The sequence below is a fragment of the Arthrobacter sp. SLBN-100 genome (assembly GCF_006715305.1).
In the GTDB taxonomy this organism is placed as follows: domain Bacteria; phylum Actinomycetota; class Actinomycetes; order Actinomycetales; family Micrococcaceae; genus Arthrobacter.
Genome location: NZ_VFMY01000001.1, coordinates 1,687,196 through 1,707,290, shown reverse-complemented (window position 1 = coordinate 1,707,290; position 20,095 = coordinate 1,687,196). Strand labels below are relative to the sequence as shown.

At 65.9% G+C, this 20,095-nt stretch carries 15 protein-coding genes, 2 tRNA genes and 1 pseudogene; 13 read left to right on the top strand and 5 right to left on the bottom strand.

The window, feature by feature from the left end:
- Positions 1-114 precede the first annotated feature (114 nt).
- Both FBY31_RS07950 and FBY31_RS07945 read left to right on the top strand, forming a co-directional pair.
- Positions 115-2,175, top strand: a complete 2,061-nt coding sequence (locus tag FBY31_RS07950; protein ID WP_142038998.1) for a sensor histidine kinase — start codon at positions 115-117, stop codon at positions 2,173-2,175.
- The gene (locus FBY31_RS07945) at positions 2,168-2,872 is read left to right on the top strand and encodes a response regulator transcription factor (RefSeq protein ID WP_235012967.1); all 705 of its coding nucleotides are present in this window, start codon (positions 2,168-2,170) and stop codon (positions 2,870-2,872) included. The genes FBY31_RS07950 and FBY31_RS07945 overlap by 8 nt, the downstream gene beginning before the upstream one ends.
- Positions 2,873-2,921: 49 nt before the next feature.
- Here FBY31_RS07945 and FBY31_RS07940 read toward each other — a convergent pair whose 3' ends face one another.
- On the bottom strand, positions 2,922-3,905 hold the full coding sequence (locus tag FBY31_RS07940) for a DNA-3-methyladenine glycosylase family protein (RefSeq protein WP_142038995.1): 984 nt from the start codon (positions 3,903-3,905) through the stop codon (positions 2,922-2,924).
- A 137-nt stretch (positions 3,906-4,042) separates the two neighbouring features.
- Between FBY31_RS07940 and FBY31_RS07935 the strand changes: the two genes are divergently transcribed.
- The 6 genes and pseudogenes from FBY31_RS07935 to FBY31_RS07910 all read left to right on the top strand — a co-directional run bounded on the left by FBY31_RS07935 (position 4,043) and on the right by FBY31_RS07910 (position 9,696).
- Positions 4,043-4,450 (top strand): VOC family protein, encoded by a 408-nt coding sequence (locus tag FBY31_RS07935; RefSeq protein ID WP_142038992.1) that lies wholly within the window; start codon positions 4,043-4,045, stop codon positions 4,448-4,450.
- 35 nt (positions 4,451-4,485) lie between these two features.
- Positions 4,486-5,871, top strand: coding sequence for a cystathionine beta-synthase (locus tag FBY31_RS07930; RefSeq protein ID WP_142038990.1), 1,386 nt, complete (start codon positions 4,486-4,488; stop codon positions 5,869-5,871).
- A gap of 76 nt (positions 5,872-5,947) precedes the next feature.
- The gene (locus FBY31_RS07925) at positions 5,948-7,111 is read left to right on the top strand and encodes a cystathionine gamma-synthase (RefSeq protein ID WP_142038987.1); all 1,164 of its coding nucleotides are present in this window, start codon (positions 5,948-5,950) and stop codon (positions 7,109-7,111) included.
- 46 nt (positions 7,112-7,157) lie between these two features.
- Positions 7,158-7,472, top strand: a pseudogene (locus tag FBY31_RS07920) (winged helix-turn-helix transcriptional regulator); the annotation flags it as partial.
- Positions 7,469-8,890 (top strand): MFS transporter, encoded by a 1,422-nt coding sequence (locus tag FBY31_RS07915; protein WP_235012966.1) that lies wholly within the window; start codon positions 7,469-7,471, stop codon positions 8,888-8,890. The pseudogene FBY31_RS07920 and the gene FBY31_RS07915, both read left to right, overlap by 4 nt.
- A 35-nt stretch (positions 8,891-8,925) precedes the next feature.
- Complete coding sequence (locus tag FBY31_RS07910) at positions 8,926-9,696, top strand: SDR family oxidoreductase (RefSeq protein WP_142038984.1); 771 nt, start codon at positions 8,926-8,928, stop codon at positions 9,694-9,696.
- Positions 9,697-9,770: 74 nt separating this feature from the next.
- On the opposite strand, the gene FBY31_RS07905 is transcribed toward FBY31_RS07910, so the two are convergent.
- The 4 genes from FBY31_RS07905 to FBY31_RS07890 are packed head-to-tail and all read right to left on the bottom strand — an operon-like array spanning position 9,771 to position 14,411.
- Positions 9,771-10,979 (bottom strand): acyl-CoA dehydrogenase family protein, encoded by a 1,209-nt coding sequence (locus tag FBY31_RS07905; RefSeq protein ID WP_142038981.1) that lies wholly within the window; start codon positions 10,977-10,979, stop codon positions 9,771-9,773.
- Positions 10,980-10,988: 9 nt separating this feature from the next.
- Positions 10,989-12,530 (bottom strand): APC family permease, encoded by a 1,542-nt coding sequence (locus FBY31_RS07900; protein ID WP_142038979.1) that lies wholly within the window; start codon positions 12,528-12,530, stop codon positions 10,989-10,991.
- 31 nt (positions 12,531-12,561) lie between these two features.
- The gene (locus FBY31_RS07895; protein WP_142038976.1) at positions 12,562-13,773 is read right to left on the bottom strand and encodes a glutathionylspermidine synthase family protein; all 1,212 of its coding nucleotides are present in this window, start codon (positions 13,771-13,773) and stop codon (positions 12,562-12,564) included.
- 2 nt (positions 13,774-13,775) lie between these two features.
- Positions 13,776-14,411 carry a Tat pathway signal protein gene (locus tag FBY31_RS07890; protein WP_142038973.1) on the bottom strand — a complete coding sequence of 212 codons (636 nt, stop codon included), beginning with the start codon at positions 14,409-14,411 and terminating at the stop codon, positions 13,776-13,778.
- Between the two features lie 167 nt (positions 14,412-14,578).
- On the opposite strand from FBY31_RS07890, the gene FBY31_RS07885 reads away from it, so the two are divergent.
- The 5 genes from FBY31_RS07885 to FBY31_RS07865 all read left to right on the top strand — a co-directional run bounded on the left by FBY31_RS07885 (position 14,579) and on the right by FBY31_RS07865 (position 19,952).
- Entirely contained in the window at positions 14,579-15,235 is a 657-nt protein-coding gene (locus tag FBY31_RS07885; protein WP_142038970.1) for an MOSC domain-containing protein, read from the top strand.
- Positions 15,236-15,640: 405 nt separating this feature from the next.
- On the top strand, positions 15,641-17,740 hold the full coding sequence (locus tag FBY31_RS07880) for a DEAD/DEAH box helicase (protein WP_142038967.1): 2,100 nt from the start codon (positions 15,641-15,643) through the stop codon (positions 17,738-17,740).
- Between the two features lie 402 nt (positions 17,741-18,142).
- A tRNA-Thr gene (locus tag FBY31_RS07875) sits at positions 18,143-18,214 on the top strand.
- A 61-nt stretch (positions 18,215-18,275) separates the two neighbouring features.
- Positions 18,276-18,349 (top strand) — tRNA-Met (locus FBY31_RS07870).
- Between the two features lie 241 nt (positions 18,350-18,590).
- Entirely contained in the window at positions 18,591-19,952 is a 1,362-nt protein-coding gene (locus tag FBY31_RS07865) for a phytase (protein ID WP_142038963.1), read from the top strand.
- Positions 19,953-20,095 lie beyond the last annotated feature (143 nt).

Genomic DNA, 20,095 nt, shown 5'->3' with positions numbered 1-20,095 from the left:
CGTTAGGCGTGGGAGCAATTGCCCGGAACACGGGTGGCCGCAGGGGGCATGGAGGCCAGCCCCGGGGGAGGCCGGGCAGGTACCCCCTGCCGGTAACAGCGCCCGAGGCGGATCATGGGAAATGTGCTCCGCAAATGGGGATTAATCGCCACGTTGGCTCCGATCGGGGCGGCGGCGCTGCTCTACGTCGTGATCGTCCGCGGATTCATCGATTCGGCTGCGGACCACGGCCTTGGCTGGCCTTTGCTCGGCGTGTTGCCGACCTTTGTTTTTGGGATCTGGCTGCTCACGGTCTCTTCGTCCCGGTCAGCGTTCTTCATTGCGGCGGCATCCACTGCCATGGCTGTCGGCTCGGCTTATGAGACCTTTGTGCAGCGGAACGCCGAGGTGATCCAGCAGCAATGGTTTCCGCTCTTCAACGTGATCGGACTGACAGCCGATGCGGTGTCCGCCGCCGGCTTCCTCGCCCTCTTCGCCACCTACCCAACCGGTACCCCGGAGCGCCGGTGGCAACGGAACGCTGTCGTCTTCCTCTGGGTTCCGGTGCTGGTGGGGCCACTGACTCTCTTGACCACCCCGCACGTCGTCATGCAGGCATACATCGGCATCAACGGGGAGGCAATTCCGAATCCCTTCGCCGTGCCCGCCCTTGAGTGGGCCGCCCCGGCCGTCCACTATCTCATCTACCAGCCTTGGCCCAGTGTGCTGCTGGGGCTCGGCGTGTTGTACTCGCGGGCGCTTTTCGGGGACGCAGAGGTTCGTGGACGCACGCGGGTGATGACCTGGGTGGTCACGGCTTCACTCGCCAGCTTCATGATGTGGACGCTTGCCCCACCGTCCTGGGGCAACGCCGCCGCGGTCGCTGTCTTCATTACCCTCATGGCAATTCCGCTTGCTGCCATCCACGGCATCTTCCGCTATGGAGCCTTTGATATCGCACCGGATGACCGCGGGCTCCTGGCCGCGCGCTCGTCCAGCCTACTGATCACGGTCCTGTACGCGATCGGTGCTGCGACGCCGGCTGTGTTGCTCGCCGACAGACTTACAGTCATGGGTGCGATCCTGCTTACCGCGATCCTCGCCATCTGCCTGCTGCCGCTGCGCGGGTGGCTGCAGGACTGGATCCATCGCACGGTGTTCGGCGACCGGGACCGCCAGCTGGCACTCCTGAGCAAGCTTGGCCGCCAGCTGGACCAGGCGGTGGACCCCGGAGAACTTCTCATCCGGCTGACGGAGGCCGTGCGATACGGACTGGACGCCTCCTGGGTGCGAATCGGGCTCGCCGGACCCGACGGCGGGCTGGGCGGACCGCCGATGGGCGTCGCCGGGGAACCGGGCGGGGAGCCCGTGGATTCGTGCGTCCTCATGCGGGGCGGTGAGACGCTGGGCCGAATTGATGTCGGACCGCGAAGGCGCGGGGACTACAGCGACGCAGAACGGGCCCTGCTCCGCACGGTCGCCGGACAAGCTGCGGCATCGGTCGCCAACGTCAGGCTCAGCGCCCAACTCGCCCAGCAGCTCGATGACCTGACTGCATCGAGGGAGCGCCTCCTGGCCGCACAGGACGGTGAGCGGAAGCGCCTGGAGCGGGACCTGCACGATGGGATCCAGCAGAACGTAGTGGCGCAGATCGCCGGGCTCCGCCTCGCCCGGAACCGCCTGATGCGTGGCGAGCTGACAGTGGGGGAGCTGGTGTCCCTGCAGGACCAAACGCGGGAAACACTTACCGACCTGCGTGAACTCGCCCACGGCATCCACCCGCCGGTACTGAGCGACAACGGCCTGGTGGCAGCCATTGAGTCGAGTGTGGCGCGGTTCCCCATCCCGTTGGCGGTGGAAGCCGACGCCGGCCTGCGGGCGGAGCGTTTCCCCGAGGAAGTGGAGACGACGGCGTACTACGTGGTGCGTGAGGCGCTGGCCAACACCGCGAAGCACGCGCACGCGACGGGGGCCTCGGTGGGGCTCGTCCGGCAGGACGGGCATCTGAAGATCACGATTACCGATGATGGATGCGGCTTTGACGTGCCGGTCCCGGCAACGCACGGGGGCCTGGCGAACATCCGCGACCGGGTGGCTGCGCTGAGGGGAACCGTGGACGTCACGGGCAGCCAGCCGTCCGGTACCACGGTGCTGGTTGACCTTCCCGTGGAGCGGGAGGGGCACCGCGGTGGATGAGCCTGGTGTGCTGCGCGTGGTGATCGCCGAGGACAATTATCTGGTCCGTGAGGGGATCCGCCGTCTGCTGGAGGACTCGGGCGAGATCGACGTCGTTTCCTGCACAGGCAACGCAACCGAACTGCTCGATGCTGTCCGCCGTTTCTCCCCGGACGCCGTCCTCACCGATATCCGGATGCCGCCCGGCCACCATATGGAGGGTATCGAGGCGGCCCGCACCATTCGTGCTGCGCACCCGGACACCGGGGTGGTGGTGCTTTCACAGCATGCGGACGAGAGTTACGCGCTCGCGCTCTTCGCCGACGGGTCGGCCGGCCTGGGCTACCTGCTGAAGGACCGTGTCGGAGATCTTGAGGACCTGGTTCATGCCCTCCGCGAGGTGCGCGCCGGCGGGTCAGTCATCGACCCGCAAATTGTTGACACCCTGGTCCGCCGCCGTAGCGCGGGAGCACCGAACCCGCTCGCCGACTTGTCCCCCCGGGAGCTGGACGTGCTGCGCGAGATGGCACAGGGGAGGACCAATGCCGGGATAGAACAATCCCTGTACCTCTCCTCATCCACGGTGGAGAAGCACGTCAACGCCATCTTCACCAAGCTGCACCTCCCCGCGACTGGCGTGCACCGCAGGGTGGCTGCCGTGCTCGCCTTCCTGCAAAACGACAGCCGCGAAGCGACTCACGGAGAACGCGGGCAGTAGTAGTTTGGCTTGGGCAGGAGTCAGGCTGATGTGGGGTTTGGTGGCGGGTTCAGTACCGGCGGTGGTCCTGGATGGTCATCCGTGGGCCGAACGTCGGCTTGCGGAAGCCGCTGCTCTGGATCATCCGGACCACCCGCTGCCGGTGCCCCTTCCACGGCTCCAGAAGCCGGAGCATACCGGCGTCGTCCGTCCTGCGTCCTGTCAGCGCGGCGCCCACGTAGGCGGCCAGGTGGAAGTCGCCCACCGAGATCGAGTCCGGGCAGCCATGGGTGCGCTGCACCACTTCCGCCGCAGTCCAGACGCCAATGCCCGGGATGGCCTGCATTTTCGCGGCCGCCTCCAGCGCAGGCAGTGCTGCCAGCCGTTCAAGCGCGACGGCGGAGCGCAGCGCCCGCATGACGGTCGCCGAGCGTTGCGGCCCCACGCCGGCCTTGTGCCACTCCCAGCTGGGGACCTGCAACCAGCGCGCCGAAGTGGGCGGGAGCATCAGGCCCGCGGGAGCCAATATTCCCGCCTGCGGTGCGGGGGAGCCGTAGCGGTGCACCAGGTAGCGGTAGGCCCGGCGGGCCTCGATCACTGTCACTTTCTGCTCCAGGATGATCGGCACGAGCTGGTCGATCATCCGCCCGCTGGAGGGGAGCCGGAGGGCCAGGCTTCGCCGCCGGGCCTCCCGGACCATCTGCGGGAGCGTCGCGTGGAACGCCGGTTGGTCAAACTCCTGCCAGTCGTCATCCGCGCCCAGGAGCCGGGGCACCGAGCCGATGGCTGCGGCGGCTCCGGGGCCCCACGCCTGGGCGTCCACCCGGAACTCCAGGGCCGCACTGCCGGCGGGGCTGAGGCGTAAGGTGGCTGGTCCGTCGGTCGTCGTGAAGGCGTTCCAGATGATGTTGCCTTGAACGCTGAAGGACGGGTCGCTGTTGCCGCGCAGGAGCGGGCCCAGGGTCCTGGAAAGGTCATAAGGGCCGCCCGGATACCAGCGGAGAGAGGCGTCCGCGGCGGCTGCCAGCCGGCTGGGTGCCTCTGCGATCGTCATACAGCCATCGTCCCACGGCAGGCCGACAAGCGCCCCAGTGACTGTACCGGCCCTTAATCCGGGCTGTGTGAAGGACTAGACTCCCAGGTGTGGCGCGGGGCGTCCGCGCCTTCCCTTCGAGCTTCGAGGTGAGCGCAATGGGTGGAGTAGTACATTTTGAAATCCCCGCCGACGATCAGGAGCGGGCCAGGAAGTTCTACCAGGAGGCCCTCGGCTGGCGGATCGATCCCGTCCCGGGCATGGATTACAACATGGTGATCACCACCCCCATGGATGAGTCCACGGGCCAGCCAACGCAAACGGGCGCCATCAACGGCGGCATGATGGCCAGGGACGGCCAGATCACCAATCCCGTGATCACAGTCGACGTGCCGGACATCGACGCAACGCTTCGGACGGTGGAGCAGCTCGGCGGATCCGTGGTCATGCCCAAGAGCGAGATTCCCGGGATGGGCTACTTCGCCTACTTTAAGGACCCCGAGAACAACGTTATGGGCCTCTGGGAGAACCTTCCCGCTGACCAGCAGGCACAGGCCGCGGGGTAGCGGAAGGCCCCGGTGAAAGCGGTAGCTTTGTATCCATGAAGTACGCCCAGTCCGTCCTGGACCTCATCGGCAATACCCCGCTCATCAAACTCAACCATGTGACGGAGGGCATCAAAGCCACAGTCCTGGTCAAACTGGAGTACGTGAACCCGGGCGGATCCATCAAGGACCGCATTGCGGTCAAGATGATCGAGGATGCCGAGCGGGACGGCAAGCTGCAGCCCGGCGGCACCATCATCGAGCCCACCTCCGGCAATACCGGTGTGGGCCTGGCGCTCGTGGCCCAGCAAAAGGGCTACAAGTGCATCTTCGTGGTGCCGGACAAGGTGGGTGAGGACAAGCGGGCCGTACTGCAGGCCTACGGTGCGGAAGTGGTGGTGACGCCTACCGCGGTACCCCCGGACAGCCCGCAGAGTTACTACGGCGTCTCGGACCGGCTGGTGCGCGAGACGCCCGGCGCGTACAAGCCGGACCAGTTCTCCAACCCCGCAGCACCGGGCAGCCACTACCAGACCACCGGCCCGGAGATCTGGCGCGATACCGACGGCACGGTCACCCACTGCGTGATCGGTGCCGGCACGGGCGGCACCATCACCGGCACCGGCCGGTACCTGAAAGAGGTTTCGGCTGACAGGCCGGAGTCCGACGGCGGGGTGGTCCGGATCATCGGCGCCGACCCGGAAGGTTCGGTCTACTCCGGCGGTACGGGGCGCCCGTACTTTGTGGAGGGTGTGGGGGAGGACATGTGGCCGGGGAACTACGACAAGTCGGTCCCTGACCAGGTCATCGCCGTCACTGACGCGGATTCCTTCGCCATGACGCGCCGCCTCGCCCGCGAGGAGGGACTCCTGGTGGGCGGCTCCTCGGGCATGGCGGTGGTGGCGGCGCTGCAGGCGGCGCGGGACCTCCCGGACAGTGCCGTCGTCGTCGTGATCCTTCCCGACTCCGGCCGCGGCTACCTCGCCAAAATCTTCAATGACCAGTGGATGCGCTCCTACGGCTTCCTCTCCGGCGGCGAGGAGACCTCGGTGGGTGAGGTGATCAAGTCCAAGAACGGCGAGCTGCCGGACCTGGTGCACATCCATCCCAACGAATCCGTCCGCGATGTCATCAACATCATGAACGAGTTCGGCGTCAGCCACATCCCGGTCCTGTCCCAGGAGCCCCCGGTGGTCATGGGGGAGGTGCTGGGCGCGGTGGATGAGCGCACCCTCACGGCCAAACTGTTCCGCGGTGAGGCCAAACTGACGGACAAGATCGCGGAGCACATGGGTCCCAAGCTGCCCGTCATTGGATCGCTGGAAACCATCTCGGCGGCCAGGGAACTGCTTTCAGACGTGGACACCGTGATGGTCACGTTCGTCGGCGCGCCGGTGGGCATCCTCACCCGGCACGACCTCCTGGCCTACCTCAGCAACTGAACTTTTCGGTGGTTGAGCCCATCCATCCGGTGGTTGAGCTTGTCGAAACCCCCGGTCACGCACAATAAGGAGCATCATGTCCGTCCCGCAAAACCAAGGTTTCAACACCCGTGCCGTGCACGCCGGCCAAGACTTTGAGCCGCGCACCGGTGCTGTCGTCCCGCCTGTGCACTTCGCCACTACCTACGCCCAGGACGGCATTGGCGGGCTGCGGGAAGGGTATGAGTACAGCCGCGGCGGCAACCCCACCCGGGACGCCCTGCAGGAACAGCTCGCCGCGCTGGAAGGCGGCACGCACGCCTACAGCTTCAGCTCCGGGCTCGCAGCCGAGGATTCACTGATCCGCGCCCTGACCCGCCCCGGGGACCACATCGTGCTGGGCAACGATGCCTATGGCGGGACTTACCGGCTCATCAGCCGGGTATTGGGCGGCTGGGGGATCGGCAACACCCCGGTGGACATGGCCAACCTCGACGCCGTCGCCCGGGCCGTCGCCGCCAACAAGACCCGCTTCGTCTGGGTGGAGACCCCGTCCAACCCGCTGATGAAGATCACGGACATCGCCGCGCTCGCAGATATAGCGCACGACGCCGGTGCCCTCCTCGTGGTGGACAACACCTTCGCGTCGCCGTACCTTCAGACCCCGCTCGCCCTGGGTGCCGACGTGGTGGTCCACTCCACCACCAAATACATCGGCGGGCACTCGGACGTGGTGGGAGGCGCCGTGGTGGTCCAGGACGCCGAACTGGCCGAGAAGATCGGCTTCGTCCAATACGCCGTAGGTGCGGTTTCGGGGCCTATGGATGCCTTCCTTACCACCCGCGGCCTGAAGACCCTGGGCGTCCGGATGGACCGGCACAGCCTCAACGGCCAGGCCGTGGCGGAATGGCTGCTGGAGCGCCCCGAGGTGGAGGCTGTCCTTTACCCGGGGCTGCCGTCCCACCCCGGGCACGAGCTCGCAAAGAAGCAGATGAGGAGCTTTGGCGGCATGGTTTCGGTGCAGTTCAAGGGCGGCGAGGCAGCTGCCCGGAAGGTGGCCGAGTCGACGTCCGTGTTCATGCTGGCGGAGTCGCTGGGCGGCATCGAATCGCTGATGAACTACCCTTCGGAAATGACGCACGCCTCGGTCAAGGGCACCGAACTTGCGGTTCCGGTGAACCTGCTCCGGCTTTCCTGCGGCATCGAGGATGTGGAGGACCTGGTGGCTGACCTGGACAAGGCCTTCTCCTCCATCCCCTAGCGGCGTGCCGAAGCATGGCTTTCTTGAAGAAAGTCAGCTAGGGTTCCTGCTGGCAAAAAGGGCGTACGACGACGGCGGCCGCACCAGAAGTGAGTACGTCCTCACGCAGAAGGGCGAAGACGTCCTCCCGGTGCTGAACGCGGTCACGATCTGGGCCGAGAAGCACCTCCCGGCCCCGTCCGAGCAGGCACACATGTACGTCATCCACCGCGGCTGCGGGCAGCGCACCGGCTCCGCCGATACCTGCACGGGCTGCGGTGAGCGGCTGACTGCGGCCAACACAAGCTGGCACAGCCAGGCCAGGACAACCTCACCGGTGGCACTCGCCACCGCCGCATCCCCGAAGGGAACCGCCGCGTGAGCGCCGACAACACCGTCCACGGAACCGCCACAGGCACCGCCCCGGAAGCCGGCCCTGGCCTTGGTGACGGAACTGGCAGCGCCGCCACCGCCGTCGTCCCCTCACCGGAACGCCGCCGGCGCCTCCACCCTGCGTGGATCGTGGCCGCCGTCGCCTTCCTCGCGCTGGTGGGAGCCGCCGGTTTCCGCGCCGCGCCCGGCGTCCTGATGGTGCCGCTGCAACGGGAGTTTGGCTGGTCCACCACCGTGCTGTCTGCCGCCGTCAGCATCAACCTCGTGCTGTTCGGATTGACGGCGCCCTTCGCCGCGGCACTGATGGAACGGTTCGGCATCCGCAAGGTCACGGCCACTGCGCTGGTGCTGATCGGTGCCGGCAGCGCCCTCACTGTGCTGGTGAACCAGTCGTGGCAGATCCTGCTGACGTGGGGCCTGCTGATCGGGCTCGGGACAGGTTCCATGGCGCTGGTGTTCGCCGCCACCGTCGCCAATACCTGGTTCGTCAAGAGCCGCGGTTTGGTGATCGGCATCCTGACAGCGGGAAGCGCGGCCGGCCAGTTGGTCTTCCTCCCCTTCATCGCTGTGCTGGCGCAGGATCCGGGCTGGCGGCAGGCCTCACTGCTCATCGCCGCCGGAGCCCTGGCTGTGGTGCCGCTCGTGCTGAAGTTCCTCAAGAACTCCCCGGCCGACGTCGGGGCGCTGCCATACGGGGAAACCGTGCCGGCGGAAGCCCCGCTGCAGGCGCCCTCCGCGCAGGCCCCTTCCGTAGAGTCCGGCCGCGGAAGCAACGCTGCTGTGCGTGCCCTGCAGGTCCTTCGACGGGCCAGCCGGGTCCGGACCTTCTGGGCACTGGTGGCCGGGTTCGCAATCTGCGGCGCCACCACCAACGGGCTGATCGGCACCCACTTCATCCCCTCCGCCCACGACCACGGCATGACCGAAACCACCGCCGCTGGCCTGCTCGCCGTCGTCGGGATCTTCGACATCGTGGGTACCATCGCCTCCGGCTGGCTGACGGACCGCTTCAACCCCCGCATCCTGCTGGCCGTCTACTACCAGTTCCGGGGCATAGGCCTGCTGGTGCTGCCCCTGCTCCTGAGCGCCGAAGTCCAGCCCAGCATGATCGTTTTTGTGGTGATTTACGGCCTGGACTGGGTGGCCACCGTCCCGCCAACGGCCGCGATCTGCCGCGAGCATTTCGGTGCGGACAGCAGTGTGGTGTTCGGCTGGGTGTTCGCAGCCCACCAACTGGGGGCTGCCGCCGCCGCACTGGCCGCCGCGGCCATCCGCGACACCACGGGCCAGTACACCTATGCCTGGTTCGGGGCGGCGGCGATGTGCACCATCGCCGCGGTCATCAGCGCCACCATCCGCAAGCATGCCGGCCTGCGGGTGCCTGCTACCGCCGGATCGTCCACCTAGCCTGGAGGCAGCAAAGGCGCCGTTACGCTGGTGCCATGGAAACCCCGCCCCAAGCCCCCGTCCGCAGCGTCGCCCTCATCACCGGCGCGGGCCGCCTTGCCTCCATCGGCGCCGGCATCGCGCGGCAGCTGGCGGCCGAAGGCTGGGACCTGGTCCTGGCGTACTGGCAGGACTACGATGCCAGGATGCCGTGGGGGAGCGAGCCGGACGACGTCGTCCGTTTGACCGCCGAGCTGGAAGCGATCGGCGCCCAGGTGCATACCCTGCCCGCGGACCTGGAGGACCCGGCCGCCGCGGAGCGGCTGCTCGCCGAAGCCGTCCGGCTGGCCGGGCCGCTGCAGGGCCTGGTGCTCAGCCATGCCGAGTCCGTTGATTCGGGCATCCTGGACACCAGCCTGGAATCCTTTGAGCGCCATTTCGCCGTCAACACGCGGGCCAGCTGGCAGCTGGTTGCCGCGTTCGCGCAGCAGGCAACGGACGACGGCGGCGCGATCGTTGCGCTGACCAGTGACCACACAGCATTCAACCTTCCCTACGGCGCGTCGAAGGGTGCGCTGGACAGGATCGTGATCGCTGCCGCCCGTGAGCTGGGCCCGCTGGGCATCTCGGCGAACGTCCTCAACCCGGGACCGGTGGACACCGGGTGGATGGATGACGAGGTCCGCTCAGCCCTGACGGCACAGCAGCCCAGCGGCCGCCTGGGCACTCCGGCCGACGTCGCCGGGACGGTGGCCTTCCTGCTCTCGCCCGCGGGCCGCTGGGTGTCCGGCCAGCTGATCAAGGCCGACGGCGGCTTCTCGGCCTGACCCCCGCTAACTGGCAGCTAACGTCCCGAAAAAGCGTTTTGACGGCGTTAGCTGCCTATCAGATGGGCCGGGGGTCAGCGGAACGAGCTGATGCCCGTGATGTGCTGGCCGAGGATCAGGGTGTGGACTTCGTCGGTGCCCTCATAGGTGCGCACCGACTCCAGGTTGGCGGCGTGGCGCAGGGGCGGGTAGTCCAGGGTGATCCCGTTTCCGCCCAGGACGGTCCGGGCCTCCCGGGCAATGGCAATGGCCTCACGCACGTTGTTCAGTTTTCCCAGCGAGATCTGCTCCGGCCGCAGGACACCGGCGTCCTTGAGCCGGCCCAAGTGCAGGGCCAACAGCGTGCCCTTCTGGATTTCCACCAGCATGTTCACCAGCTTTTCCTGGGTGAGCTGGTAACCGGCCAACGGCTTACCGAACTGGAGCCGCTCCTGTGAATAAGCCAATGCTGCCTGGTAGGAATCGCGGGCAGCACCCATGGCGCCCCAGGCAATGCCATACCGCGCTTCGTTCAGACAGGTGAACGGGCCCCGCAGGCCGCGCGCCGCCGGGAGCAGGGCCTCCGGACCCAGCCGGACGTCGTCGAACACCACATCGCACTGGATGGACGCGCGCATGGACAACTTCTGCGTGATCGGTGTGGCAGTTACTCCGGGTGCTCCGGCCGGCACCAGGAAGCCATGCACGCCGTCATCAGTCATGGCCCACACCACCATCACCCCCGCCACGGAAGCCAGCCCGATCCACCGCTTGGCACCGTTGAGCACCCAGCCGGCGTCGTCGCCCATGCCGTCCCGGTGGGCAAATGTGGCCATAGAGGATGGATCTGAACCTGCCCCCGGCTCGGTCAGCGCAAAACAGCCGATCACCTCCCCGGCTGCCATCCGGGGCAGCCATTCCTGCTTCTGCTCCTCCGAACCCCACTTGTGGATGGCAGTCATGGCAAGCGAGCCCTGCACGGAAACGAAAGTGCGGATTCCGGAGTCCCCGGCCTCCAGTTCCATCGCCGCGAGGCCGTATTCGACGGCGGACCGGCCGGGACAGCCATAGCCCTGCAGATGCATCCCCAGCACCCCGAGCTCGCCCAGTTCCGGTGCGAGCTCCAGGGGAAAGACGGCCTCGTCATACCAGCGGGCGATGTCCGGCCTGATGCGCTGGTCCGTGAAGTCCCGGACCTTCTGCCGGAGGGCCAGTTCGTCCGCGGTCAGCAGGGAATCAAGGGCGAGTATGTCGGAAGGGTCCGGCAGTCCCGCCGGCTCCTGGAAATCAGCAACGTTGCTCATCCGGGCATCCTAACGGCCGGGTGTGCCGGCAGGGTTAAGGTTCCTTGGCGGCTGGCCGGTGAAGTAATCGCGGGTTGCGGGGAGGAACCGGCAGATCACGGCCAGGACCACGCCCAGAACCAAGAGCAAGACACCGCTGATGAAGGCACCGCCCACGCCGAAGATCTGGCTATCGCCATACGCCGGGTCCCACATCTGAACGGCTGAAACGAAGAAGGCAGCGGTCAGCAGCAGAGCGCCCACGAGCGGCAGGATGCCCCGGAACCACAGGTTCCGTGCCGACTGCCGCAGCGTGGCCCGGAAGAACCAGAAGCAGGCGAATCCGGTCAGGGCGTAGTAGAAGGCGATGAACAGGCTGATAGCGCTGATCGAGTCCGAGAGGAGGTTTTCGCTGAGGAAGCTCATCACCACGTAGTAGGCGATCGCAGCGCCGCCCATCACCTGGGTGGAGAAGCCTGGGGTCTGGTTCTTCGGGTGCACTTCGCCGAACTTTGCGGGCAGGGCGCCGTGGACTCCCATGGACAGGGTGCCGCGGGCGGTGGGCAGGATGGTGGTCTGGGTGGAGGACAGGACCGACGCCAAAACCGCGACGACGATCAGCCAGCCCCACGGTCCCAGCACCACGTCCTTCATGGCCAGGAAGACGTCATCCTGGTTCGCCTCGTTGCCCAGCCCGATCCCTTCGGTGCCCACGGTGGCGTACATCATCACCAGGAGCGCAACGGAAACATAGATGGCCACCAGGACGAACGCGGAGATCACTGCACCGCGGCCCGGAGTAGTGGACGGGTTCTCCGTCTCCTCGTTGACCGCCAGGCAGGTATCCCATCCCCAGTAGATGAACAGGGCCAGGAGTGCGCCGTGCACCACCGCGCCCGGGTCCGCGAAGGCACCGGCGGGGTTGAACCACTCAAAATTGAACGGTTGGATCGTTGTATCGCCGCCGGCCGAGCCCCGGATAATGCCCACCACAATGGCCAGGGCAAAGATGCCCAGCGATATGTACTGCACGTAGGTCAGGACCCGCTGCACGTGCTCGCCCAGCCGGATGCCCCGGTAATTGACCAGCGTCATCACCGCGATGAACAGCACGCCCGTGGCGGTCACCAGCACCTTGTTTTGAGCCAGCGAGCCGTCACCCACCAGCAGCCACAGGTACTGGCCGGCCACCTGGGCGAGGTTGGCCAGGACGATGATGCCGGCGAGCGCAACACCCCAGCCGCCCAGCCAGCCTGCCCACGGCCCGAAGGCCCGCCGGGACCAGGTGAACGTGGTGCCGCAGTCCGGGATGGCGCTGTTCAGTTCCCGGAAGGCGTAGGCGATAAACAGGACGGGGATGAAGCCCAGCAGCAGGATCAGGGGAGTGTAGTCCCCGTTGACCGCCACGATCAGGCCCAGGGTGGCGGCCAGCGAGTAAACCGGCGCAGTTGAGGCCAGGCCCAGCATGACGGAGTCGCCAAGGTCCAGGATGCCGGCGCGCAGTCCCTTGGCCGGGACGCCGGCGCCGGGCGCTCCGCCCGGGCCTCCCGTCGTCGTAATCTCTGTGCTCATGCTGTCACCGGATCCGGAAGTGTCAGGGGACTCATAGTGCGATACCTGCTTTGCTGGAATTTGTCGCGGCCGAGAGCGGGGCCGGAGCATCAATGGTGTTGGGCACAAACCTGCAGAAGTAGTCGGTGACCGGTCCGTCCGACTCGCGGATGCCGCAGCCCACGGATTCGCCGTCCACCACCCACAGGCCCAGGACGGGATGGTTGCCGTCGAAGTCCGGCAGCGGATGGTACTGCTGGTAGCACCAGCCCTCACGGCCGTACCCGCCGGGCTGTTCGAGGTTGATGCCCTGGGCGTGGATTCTAATGTTGTCGCCTTCGCGGCCGTGCAGGGGTTTGGCAACCCATTCCTTCAGCGGCCCCGGTTCGTTGAGGTATGCCGGGAGGAGGTTGGGATGCTGCGGGTACAGGTGCCACAGGGCCGCGAGGAGTGCCTTGTTGGAGAGCAGCATCTTCCAGGCAGGCTCCACCCACCGGGGGTTGTGGGCGCGTTCGAGCAGGCGCGGCCCGAACGGCTCCTTCATCATCAGTTCCCACGGGTACAGCTTGAAGATGGTGCTGATCATGAAGTTGTCCAGGTCCACAAAGCGGTTCAGGTTGGGATCCCAGCCGATATCGGACATGTTGATGCCGATGGTGGTCCACCCTGCCTGGCTCGCGACGTCCCGCATGTAGCCGGCAGTCATCCAGTCCTCGCCGGACTCCTCCACTTCCGAGTGCGCCACATGCAGGGTGCTCATGCCGGTGCGGAACTGGAATTTCTTCCACTGGCGGATCAATGCCTCGTGGATGCCGTTCCACTGGTCTTTCTCCGGGAAGACGTCCTGCAGCCAGAACCATTGGGCCACGGCCGCCTCGATCAGTCCGGTGGGGGTGTCCGCGTTGTACTCGAGCATCTTGGCCGGACCGCCCTGCCCGTCGTAGATGAAGTCGAACCGGCCGTAGACGTCCACGTCCCGGGCCTGCAGGGATTCCGCAGCCAGTTCGAGGGCCTGCGGGCCGATGCCGATGTGCCCCATGGCCCCGGTGGACAGGAAACGCGCGGCTTCCAGGCACATCTTGTGCATGTCCTCGGCGGTCACCTCGAGGGCTTCCACCTCGTCCATGGTGAATTCGTAGTAGGCGGACTCGTTCCAGTATTCGATCCTGCGGCCGTCCGGCATGGTGGTGGTGGAGAACACCAGGCCCTGTTCTTCGATCTTCTGCTTCCACCCGGGCCTGGGCTCGCTCAACAACCGCTTCACGCCTAACCCCCCGAGACTTTTCCGCCGCCGCTGGTCCCGCTCTTGGCGCTGGTGCCGAAGCCGCCCCGGCTGACAGTGCCGCCCTGGGTGCTGTATCCGGTGGAGGCCTTCGCGCCGCTGGGCACGGTTCTTGTGTAATTGGGGGCGCTGGGCCTCTGCCCTAAGGGCGGGACGTAGGCGCCGCGGGAGAAAAAGTACCAGGCATAGAGGCCGCCGCCCCTGCCGGCGGAGCTGTTGCACTTGGTGTCCTCCACGCGCTCGCCGGTTTCGTCGTTGAAACACACCTGCGCGTACTCGGGATCGTCCTGGTTGCTGGTGACCACGGCGGTGATGGTGCCAGCGAGCAGTGCCGTGACGCCCAGCCCCACCACCACGGTCCGCCGCTGGGAGCGCTTCTTTCGGGCGGCGGCCTCGTTGAGCTGCTTCTCGCGGTCACGGGCGAACGGGTCCACCGGGGCCACAGGCTGGTTCAGGAGTTCGGGGCGCAGGTCCGGCTTGGGGACCTGCCATGGGGGAGGCTTGGCAGCATTGCCTTCGCCAGGGGCACTGGCTGCCTGGTCCTGGGCCTTGCCAGCATCGCCCCGGGGATTTCGGGCGCCGCCTTGTGGCTCGTGCTCCGGATCCTTGTTCGGGTCCATGGCGTCCCCTCAGTAGTCCACGTAAATTGGGCGCAGCGCTGTCCCCAATTGCAATCCTCGAATCAGCGTAATCCCTGCCGGCACCGGCTGCGAGCAGGGCAAGCCGCAAGAAATCCCCATGGTGGTGGTGCCCGCCGCAGCGGCCGCCGGATCCCTACACTGGTGCCATGGAAACCGCCTCAGTACTTGCCGTTTGCAGTGTCCACCAGCTTCTTCCGGACACCTCGAACGTGGGAGTCACAGCAATCGACAAGCGCGCGGTGAAAGGCCCGGTGAAGGTGCACAAGCTGGGCCTCCAGGGCGACATCCAGGCCAACCGCGTCCACCACGGCGGGCCCGACCAGGCCGTCTACGCCTATTCCCAGGCTGACGCCGACTACTGGGCCGGTGAACTCCAGCGCGACCTCCCGCCCGGAACCTTCGGCGAAAACCTCCGCGTGGCCGGGATCGAACCCACCAACGCCGTCATCGGGGAACGGTGGAAGATCGGTCTGGACGTGGAGGTTGAGGTCACCTCGCCGCGGACGCCCTGCGCCACTTTCCAGCGCCGGATGGGGGAGCCCCAATTCGTGAAGCGGTTTAGCGACGAAGGCCGGGTGGGCGCCTATCTCCGGGTGCTGCGCGTAGGCACCATCCGGGCCGGTGACCACATCCACAAGCTGTATATCCCGAAGCACGGCATCACGGTGGGCCGGTGGTTCAGCGATCCGGACCTTGAGTCCATGGAAGCGTTGAAGGACGCGGACGCCGGCGGCCAGATCCGGCTTCAGCAGCCGGAGTTCCGGAAGAAGTTTCAGGCCCTGGAGCGGCAGCTGGCCCGGTAGCGGCAACGCCGGGACCCCCGGAAGATGAGGCATGTGCGCAAGCTCACCGCCCGACGTCGTACTTCAATTACCGCCGGGGCTGGTCTGTGCCCTACACTTGAAATATCCCCCACTCCGGAAATCCCTTATTCCTGCCCAATTTTTGAGGCAGGACTGGCAAGTGTTGGGGCCCGCACAAGCGATGCGGGCATTTTCATAGGGAGAGCCGGCTAAAGAAAACGCTGTACAGACTGCTGGGATAGCAGCCAAGAGATGCAGCGCGAAGTCCTGCCACGGGATTGCGAAAGCGCCGGACTTCTGTGACCGGCCGGTCAACGTTTGCCCGGCACCCACGGCACACGTACTGCGGCTCCGCTCACCTCGGGTAGTGCCGCCTGGCCCCCTATGGATGAGGAATATCTCCCTATGCCCGAAAATCAAAACGACGCCACCTTCGAAGGCGCAACCGCCGAGACTGCCGCCGTCGAATTCACCGAGGCCGCTGTACCCGCAGCAGAGCCCGCCCCCGCAGCCGAAGCTTCTGTAGAAGCGCCCGCCGCTCCCGCCGCCAAGGCCGAGGAATCCGAAGAAGACGGCGTTCGCTTCGCCGACCTCGGCATCGACGGCCGCGTCCTCGCTGCCCTGCAGGATGTTGGCTACGAAAAGCCGTCACCCATCCAGGCAGCCACCATCCCGCTGCTGCTGGAAGGCCGCGACGTTGTAGGCCTCGCCCAGACCGGCACCGGTAAGACTGCAGCATTCGCAGTACCGGCCCTGTCCCGCCTGGCCGAACTCCACGACCTGAACGGCCCGTCCCGCAAGACCCAGGCCCTGGTGCTTGCACCCACCCGCGAGCTGGCGCTCCAGGTAGCGGAGGCCTTCACCTCCTACGCCAAGCACATTGACGACTTCACCGTGCTGCCCGTCTACGGCGGTTCCGCCTACGGCCCGCAGCTGGCCGGCCTCCGCCGCGGCGCCCAGGTTGTTGTCGGTACCCCCGGCCGCGTGATCGACCACATCTCCAAGGGCTCCCTGGACCTGTCCGAACTCCAGTACCTGGTGCTGGACGAGGCCGACGAGATGCTGCGCATGGGCTTCGCCGAAGACGTGGAGCAGATCTTCCAGCAGACCCCCTCGGACCGCCAGGTTGCGCTGTTCTCCGCCACCATGCCGAGCCAGATCCGCCGGATGTCCAAGCAGTACCTGAACAACCCGGCCGAGATCTCGGTCAAGTCCAAGACCACCACCGGTGCCAACACCCGCCAGCGGTACCTGCAGGTCATGGGCCCGCACAAGCTCGATGCCCTGACCCGCATCCTCGAGGTGGAAGAGTTCGACGGCGTCATCGCCTTCGTGCGCACCAAGATGGCTACCGAGGACCTGGCTGACAAGCTGAAGGCGCGCGGCTTCCAGGCTGCCGCCATCAACGGCGACATCCCGCAGCAGCAGCGCGAACGCACTGTGGACGCGCTGAAGGAAGGCCGCATCGACATCCTCGTGGCCACCGACGTCGCGGCCCGTGGCCTTGACGTGGAGCGCATCAGCCACGTGGTCAACTACGACATCCCGCACGACACCGAGTCCTACGTCCACCGCATCGGCCGCACCGGCCGTGCAGGCCGTTCCGGCGACGCCATCCTGTTCATGACGCCGCGGGAGAAGTACCTGCTGCGTTCCATCGAGAAGGCCACGCGCCAGCCGGTGGAGCAGATGCACCTGCCCACGGCCGAGACCGTGAACACGTTGCGCCTGGGCAAGTTCGCCGAGAAGATCACCGAGACCCTCGCTTCCGAGGACGTTTCAGCGTTCCGCGACCTCATCGCCTCCTACGAGGAAGAGCACAACGTGCCGGCCGCGGAAATCGCTGCTGCGCTTGCCGTCATGGCACAGGGCGGCCAGCCGCTCCTGGTCAAGGAACTGCCGGCAGCTCCTGAGTTCCAGAAGCGCGAGCGGTCCAAGGACGGCTTCGGCTCACGTGGACCGACCCGCACCCTCACCGAGGGCAATGCGACCTACCGGATCGCCGTGGGACGCCGCCAGCGGGTTATGCCCGGTTCGATCGTGGGCGCCATTGCCAACGAGGGCGGGATCTCCTCCGCGCAGATCGGCGGCATCGACATCCGCTCGGACCACTCCCTGGTGGAGCTCCCGGCGGACCTGAGCCCCGAGCAGCTGCGTGCCCTGTCCCGCACCCGGATCGGCGGCGAGCTGATCCACCTCGAGCTGGACAACGGCCGCAAGCCCTCCGGCGATCGTGGCGCCTACCAGGGGAACCGGGGCGGCGACCGTGGCGGCAACTTCAAGGGCAGCGGCGGGTTCAAGAAGGAATTCCGGAAGAGCGACGGCGAGCGTTCCTCCGCGGACCGCGGCGGCCGTTCGTACAGCGAGCGTTCCTTCAGTGCTGACAGTGGTTCCAGCCGCGGACAGGCCAGCGACTCCCGCTTTGGCGGCCACGGCGACGGCTCCCGCAAGCCCCGCGGTAACGAGGGCGGCCAGCGCGACTTCAACCGCAAGGGCAAGTGGTAAATCCGTCAGTCTGATCTGACACGTTCCCCCGGTGGGCCGGCTTTCGAGCCGGCCCACCGGTGTTTAAGCGAACGACGGCGGGCTGCCGCAGCCCCCTTGCCCGGATCCGCCACTGCTGGCCGGACCGGCCGCCGGTTGCCGGGAACGCGGCCACAGTGTCTTGCGTGTACCGGGAGAGAAGCTCGAGACGGAGTGTGGGGATGGACACATCCGCCGCCCACCCATCGGGAATGTCCCGTTCCAAAGGCTTTCGCGCCGCCGCTGGATGTTCCTGTTTTCCTTGAATTTCCGCCGAATCCAAGGGTGCAAGAGCCCTTCTGGCGCAACTGTTTCATGACCGTCCTGATGGGCCGGATGCCGATTTGTTGGTGGTGAAATCTTCCGGTAAAGTATTTACTCGTTGCCCCCCTAGCTCAGTGGTAGAGCGCGTTCTTGGTAAGAACGAGGTCACCGGATCGATTCCGGTGGGGGGCTCTGAATGAGGGCCTGTGTCAAGGCGGTTTTGACCGGCTTGGCACAGGTTTTTCTCATTCGTGGCGGTGTAGCTCAGTTGGTTAGAGCGCACGACTCATAATCGTGAGGTCGGGAGATCGAGCCTCCCCACCGCTACAGGCTAAACCCCCGGGATCTTTGAGATCCCGGGGGTTTTTCACTTTGGAGATGCGAACGTTCGGTCAGGTCCTTGAGGAAATGGAACTGGCGTGAATAGCGTCGCTGCACTCTTGTGGTTCAGGCCCTCTTGGAGGATGGTGATAGTGGCATTGGGGGGTCGAAACAGGTGTGCACGCATCTGCTCGTCAGCCTCCTACGGTGCCTTCGTGCAGCGCACCGGCCAACGGATGGGAAATCCATGGCTCACACTGTCAGTGTTCGACGCACGCAGGCGGCTGGCGGATCCTTTTGCCACGCTCCCGCGCTGCTCCGGCTCATGCTTGTCGCGGTTTTAGCTGCCGCCCTTACAAGCCTCAATATACTGGTGGCCCCGCAAGCGCATGCGGCGGACGTCCTCGTGACTCCGACGGCCGAGACAACACCCGTTCCAAGCTCTAGCGACGCGGCAGACGATACCGCGATCTGGATACACCCCACGGATCCGTCGCAGAGCGTGGTGATCGGCACGGACAAGCTGAGCACCGGAGGCGTGGGGGTCTACGACCTGTCGGGGCGCCAGTTACATTTCTACCTGCACGGCAGTATGAACAACGTTGATCTCCGGTACAACTTTCCGTTGGGCAGTGAGCGCACCGCCCTCGTCGGTGTGACGGAGAGGAATGTGGAGTCGACCGGCGTTCGGTTCTACAAGGTGAACGTCGCGGATCGGTCTCTGACAGAGGTGGGGCGCATCAGCACTCCAGGTAGGCCTCGCGGTTTCGGAATGTATCACTCTCCGGTCTCCGGGAAGTATTACGCCTTTGTGCATGACTTCAATACAAATGTGATAACCCAGTTCGAGCTGGACGGCTCCAATGGATCGGTTCGAGGGACTGCCGTGCGTTCTTTCGACAACGGCGACAGCTCCGAAGGCATTTCGGCAGATGATGAGCTGCAACGTCTCTATGTGTCCGAGGAGAAAGTGGGCTTGTGGCGGTACGGAGCTGAGCCGGGGGACGGTTCAACCCGGACACTCGTGGATCGCACCGTGGCAACCGGTGGACGAATAGTGGAGAACGTCAAGAACTCCGCCATTTATTATGGCCGGCAGGGGACCGGGTATCTGGTTGTGTCGAGCCAGGGCGGATCCAACTTCGTCATCTACAACCGCGGTGACAACGCCTTCGTCGGCTCCTTCAAGATCACCGATGGAGGCGGCGTCGACGGTGTGAATGGTCAAGACGGGATTGATGTCGCCAATTTCCCACTCGGACCTTCCTATCCCGCTGGACTATTCACCAGCCACGACCACAACAACACCAATGCGGGCAACGGCAACAGTGGCAACCAAAATCACAAGCTCGTCTCCTGGCAGCGCATTGCCGATGCTTTCAGCCCTCGGCTGCTTGTGGACGCCACTTTTGACCCGCGTCAAATAGGAGCAGCGGGCGGAGGGGGAGACCCTGGACCGGATACCGCACAGCCCAATACCTCGATTGCAGGTGGTCCATCAGGGACCAGTAGCAGCACTTTGGCTGAGTTCACCTTCACTGCCACGGAGCCTGGGACTTTCGAGTGTGCCTTGGATGGAGGTGCCTTCGAGGGCCACTCAAAATCGTGAGGTCGGGAGATCGCCACCGCGTTACAGGCTAAGCCCCCGGAATCCCCAGAGATTCCGGGGGCTTTTCTGTATCCAGGCCTGCCAAAGTATGTATCGGGTCAAAGTCTTCCGGGGCCCGGCCCGATTAACGGTCCCGGTTCCTG